This window comes from Sphaerisporangium dianthi, from assembly GCF_042654065.1.
Lineage (GTDB): Bacteria > Actinomycetota > Actinomycetes > Streptosporangiales > Streptosporangiaceae > Sphaerisporangium > Sphaerisporangium dianthi.
In genome coordinates, this window is sequence record NZ_JBHSFP010000092.1 from 1 (window position 1) to 3,040 (window position 3,040).

Genomic DNA, 3,040 nt, shown 5'->3' on the forward strand with positions numbered 1-3,040 from the left:
CAGTCCAAGAAGACCGGCGGGACCATCACCGCCGGCAACCACTTCGACGCCTGGGCCCGCTACGGCATGAACCTCGGCAGCCACGACTACCAGATCCTGGCCACCGAGGGCTACCAGAGCAGCGGCAACTCCAACATCACCATCGGCGGCTCCTCCGGTGGCGGCGGTGGCGGCGGTGGCGGTGGCGGCGGTGGCGGCGGCTGCACCGCGTCGCTGTCGGCGGGCCAGTCATGGAGCGACCGGTACAACCTCAACGTCGCGGTCAGCGGTTCGAGCAACTGGACCGTGACGATGAACGTCCCGTCCCCAGCCAAGATCATCGCCACCTGGAACACCAGCGCCAGCTATCCCAGCGCCCAGGTGCTGACCGCCAAGCCCAACGGCAGCGGCAACAACTTCGGCGTGACCATCCAGACCAACGGCAACACGACCTGGCCCACGGTCTCCTGTAGCGCGAGCTGATCTCACCACACCCGAACCGGCACACCGGTGGCGCGGCGGTCCCCGACCGTCGCGCCACCGGGCGGTGCGTCACATCGCGTCGAATTGGTCGTGACGGGCGTACAACTCGGTCCACTCCTGCCGCGTGAGCTGACGGCCCGAGGAGACGATCTCGGCGAGTTCCTCGAAGTACGCCTCCCGGGGCGCTCCCGGTGCGAACAGCACGAGCATGGAGGCGGGTGCGCCCGAGTCGTTGCTGAAAGCGTGCACTCCGCCCGGTGGCACGTACAGGAAGTCGCCCGGCGTGGCGGCCAGCCACCGTTCCCCGTCGTACAGCGAGACGGTGCCCTCCAGAATGAAGAACGACTCGGAGATGGTCCGATGGAAATGGGCGCCCGGCCCGTTCGGAATCGCGGCCATGTCCCAGCGATACAGACCGAACTGCTCGCCGGTCGTCGCTCCGGTCGCGAGATAACCGACCCGCGACTTCACCCCGATCGTGAGATCCGGCTGCGTGCCGACGGGCCGGTAGGCCGCACTCGCGGCGCCGTGGTCCGCGAAATACCGCGGTGGTGGATAGGACATCGGTGTGCTCACCTCGAGCGGGAGATCATTCGCGGCTGACCGCATGATCCTACGAAGTCACCATGGCCCATCCATAGATCCAATTCCGGTCTGTTCCATTGGGACACTCGAGGCGCCGGCGAAGGTCACGGCCATCACGGCAGATCACGCTCGCTCCAGAGAGTTCTCACCTCGCGGATCGGCGTCCGCCGGCCCGGCCGACGATCGCGGCCGAGCACTCGGAGGGAGTCTCCAGCCGCAGAGGCCCCTCAGGCGACGCGCCGGAACTTGACGATCGCACGGTAGTGATCGGGACGCTCCTCGTCCGACTCGGCCTCGGCGCTGATGATGTCGAGTTCGGAACTGGGGCCGAAGAAGCTCAGGGCCTGAGCCCTGGCTTTCTCTCTGAGCTCGTCCGGCGTCGCCCCGCTCACGGTGACGCGCAGGGTAAGCGGGAATGATGTCACGCTCATTGATGATCTTCTTTCGCAGAGGAGTGATCACTTTCGAGCGTAACACGGGACCGGCACATAACCGCGATTATGTCCCCGCCTCCGCGAACTCGAAGCGGACGACCGGACGAGACCCGCCACGGCGAACCGGCCGGATTCTGGTCTCGTCACTCACGTCCCGCTTTCCTGCAAGTCCGCAATGCCATTACGGTATGCGATGCGATATATTCCCCTTCCCCATACAGCTACGGCGACCTTCTGCAGACCAGCGGCGCACTTGAGCTCCTGTCCGTCATGATGCCCGAATGGGCCATCGGCGGACCAGCGGTAGTGAGCGTCCACATCATCCCCCAGCGCCGCCGGCCCGCGGCTGCGGAATTCGCCCCGCATCGCAGCAGCTCGAGAAGCATTGAGGGACCCTGCGGAGCCGCGTTGAACAAGTCGGGCATTCATCGAATCGGCCGAACTTATGGATGCGCTGTGGATCTACCTCAAGTCTCAGCGGGGCGCCCGAGAACGACTCCCCAGCAGCTGCGGCTCACGCCTGAGACATACGCCGCGAGGATGACCATGAGAGACACTCGACATCTGCCGCATGTTCGCATCGGATATCGATCCGAGCGTCCTTGATGATGCCCGCCTCGAGATGCAGTGTTGTCGCATACCCGTTTGCCCCGTTCGGTGAAACGCCGCCCCGAAGGGCGTTTGTCGACGTATACGCCGAGACCGGCAAGGAGACGATGTGACAGAGCAGTGGCCTGGTGACCCGTATCCCCTGGGTGCCACGTATGACGGCGCAGGAACGAGCTTCGCGCTCTACACAGAAGCCGCCGAGACGGTCGAGCTCTGCCTCTTGGACGACGACCGGATCGAAGAGCGCGTTCGGCTCACCGAGGTCGAAGGGTTCATCTGGCACGCCTACCTTCCAGGAGTCGGGCCCGGACAACGCTATGGGTATCGCGTACACGGTCCTTACGACCCGGTCATGGGCTTGCGCTGCAACCCGGCCAAGCTGCTGCTCGATCCATACGCCAAAGCCGTCGACGGCCGGCTTCGCTGGGACGACGCTCTGTTCGGCGACGATCGCGGCTTCTCGCGGTACCGTCCGAGCCCGGTCGACAGTCTGCCCTACTCGATGAAGTCGGTGGTCATCAACGAGTTCTTCGGCTGGGGGCACGACCGGCCCCCGGCCACGCCGTACCACGACACGGTGATCTATGAGGCTCACGTCCGCGGGGCGACGATACGGCATCCGCGCATTCCGGAACGCATTCGGGGCACCTACGCCGCGCTCGGCCATCCAGAGATCGTCGACCATCTTGCGAGGCTAGGAGTGACGGCGCTCGAACTGATGCCGGTGCACCAGTTCGTCACCGAGCGCACATTGGAACAGCGCGGGCTCACCGAGTACTGGGGTTACAACACCATCGGCTTCTTCGCCCCGCACAACGCCTATTCGAGCTCCGGCGGCCGGGGCGGTCAGGTGCTGGAGTTCAAGGCGATGGTCAAGGCCCTGCACGAGGCGAACATCGAGGTCATCCTCGACGTCGTCTACAACCACACGGCCGAGGGCAACCACCTCG

4 protein-coding genes are annotated in these 3,040 nt (G+C 65.2%); 2 read left to right on the plus strand and 2 right to left on the minus strand.

Annotated elements, in window-relative coordinates; genetic code table 11:
• A partial coding sequence (locus ACFO60_RS40680; RefSeq protein ID WP_380852861.1) for a glycoside hydrolase family 11 protein occupies positions 1–462 on the plus strand: 462 nt, incomplete at its 5' end.
• A 69-nt stretch (positions 463–531) separates the two neighbouring features.
• Here ACFO60_RS40680 and ACFO60_RS40685 read toward each other — a convergent pair.
• Complete coding sequence (locus ACFO60_RS40685; RefSeq protein WP_380852864.1) at positions 532–1,026, minus strand: cupin domain-containing protein; 495 nt, start codon at positions 1,024–1,026, stop codon at positions 532–534.
• Between the two features lie 248 nt (positions 1,027–1,274).
• Complete coding sequence (locus ACFO60_RS40690; RefSeq protein ID WP_380852867.1) at positions 1,275–1,478, minus strand: hypothetical protein; 204 nt, start codon at positions 1,476–1,478, stop codon at positions 1,275–1,277.
• A 721-nt stretch (positions 1,479–2,199) separates the two neighbouring features.
• On the opposite strand from ACFO60_RS40690, the gene ACFO60_RS40695 reads away from it, so the two are divergent.
• The coding region (locus ACFO60_RS40695) for an alpha-amylase family glycosyl hydrolase (protein WP_380852870.1) at positions 2,200–3,040 on the plus strand (841 nt) is incomplete at its 3' end.